Below are 1,548 nucleotides of genomic sequence, written 5' to 3' on the forward strand. Positions count from 1 at the left end.
TTTTTAATTGCTCATCCTAAGTACTCTAAAACTTACCCTCTTTTAATTGAGATTGCAAAAAAAGCAGAGGCTAAAGTTATTGTAGTTACAGATAAATCCACATCTCCTGTAGCCAATATTGGCGATGTAACTATTTTTACAGATATTAGAGGTATCAGTTATTTTAACTCTATTATCTCCACTCAAGCACTGCTTGAATTTATCTTAACTTCCATGAGTAAAAACTTAGATAAGGAAGCAAAAATACGTTTAGCTTATATCAATGAACTTTTAAATGAAAATAAATAATTTGGAGGATATATGAAAAAATTAATACTTGTAGGACTTTTAATGAGCAGCTTTCTTTATGCGAATTCATCACCTATTACTCAAGAAGAGTTAAAAGAGCAGTTGATTCCCTCTTTAACTAACAGCGTTGTATTTGAAAAGTTTAAGCCTATTTTGGCCAGAGAGGGAAAAATAGGGGAAACAATTAAAACTTTTACAAAAGATGGATTGGAAACTACAAACAAAGTTACTGTTCCCAGTTGTGTTGTAAAAAATACCACTGATGCCAAAGAGGAGTATATAGTAACAAAAGAAAAATTTGAAAAAAGATATAGTTTTTTAAAAAAAGAAAATAAAGTTTGGAGTTCTTTTAAACCTAATGGTGAAATCAAAGTTGTTAAAGTAAAAAATGACAATGAATTTTTTATTTTGGCTCCATGGGGAGAGAAGATGATTGTTAAAAAAGGGGACTTTTTAGTTTCTCCTCTAGATTATTCTGAAATCTATAGAGTCGCTAATAAAGAGTTTTTTGAAACATATAAAGAAAAAAATACACCAAAGAAATAGACAACTTAAAAGGATATTTATGTTTCTTCAGTAATCTATTATAGAGTTTAAAATCTGAGAGAGGTGATTTTTATGTGGAAAAATTTAGGTCCTCTTGTAGCTTTATATCCAACACCAACTGTTATTGTTGGTATGATTGATGAGTATGAGAAAGTCAATTGGATAAATATAGCTCATGTAGGTATTATTGGTACTGATTCTATCATGTTAAGCATACACAAAAATCATTTTAGCAATGAGATTATAAAAGATAAATATGCTGTTTCTATTAATATTGTTACTGAAGATTTTCTCAAAGCTGCTGATTTTGTTGGAATTGTTAGTGGACGAAAGGTTGATAAATCAAATGTTTTTGAATACACTGTTGGTATAAGAAATGTTCCTATGATAAACCTATCTCCCATTGTTATGGAGTGTGAAGTTAGAGATAACTATGAGACAAAAGACCATAATCAGTATATCTTAAAGATACGTCATACCCATGTAAAAGCGGAGTTCCTTAATTCTCAAGGAAAAATTAACTATGATATTTTAAAGCCTATTATCTTTGAAATGCCTACTAAATCCTACTATAAACTGGGAGAGAAAGTTGGGGAGTGCTGGAAAATAGGGGAAGATTTTGAAAAATAGAAAAGAGCTTATATTATATATTTTTAGGGCATTGACTTTGATATAAAACCCAGAGAACTATAATAACTTGGCTTTAGAAAAAGA

3 protein-coding genes are annotated in these 1,548 nt (G+C 29.7%); all 3 read left to right on the forward strand.

All coding sequences use genetic code 11. The features are described from left to right. Positions 1-288: SIS domain-containing protein (locus tag ACMOUI_RS01185; protein ID WP_418963918.1), on the forward strand; the 288-nt coding region annotated here is incomplete at its 5' end. 12 nt (positions 289-300) lie between these two features. Next, entirely contained in the window at positions 301-834 is a 534-nt protein-coding gene (locus tag ACMOUI_RS01190) for a hypothetical protein (RefSeq protein WP_418963919.1), read from the forward strand. Between the two features lie 72 nt (positions 835-906). Beyond that, complete coding sequence (locus ACMOUI_RS01195) at positions 907-1,464, forward strand: flavin reductase family protein (RefSeq protein WP_418963920.1); 558 nt, start codon at positions 907-909, stop codon at positions 1,462-1,464. Positions 1,465-1,548 lie beyond the last annotated feature (84 nt).

It is taken from the genome of Cetobacterium sp. (genome assembly GCF_048470075.1).
GTDB lineage: Bacteria > Fusobacteriota > Fusobacteriia > Fusobacteriales > Fusobacteriaceae > Cetobacterium_A.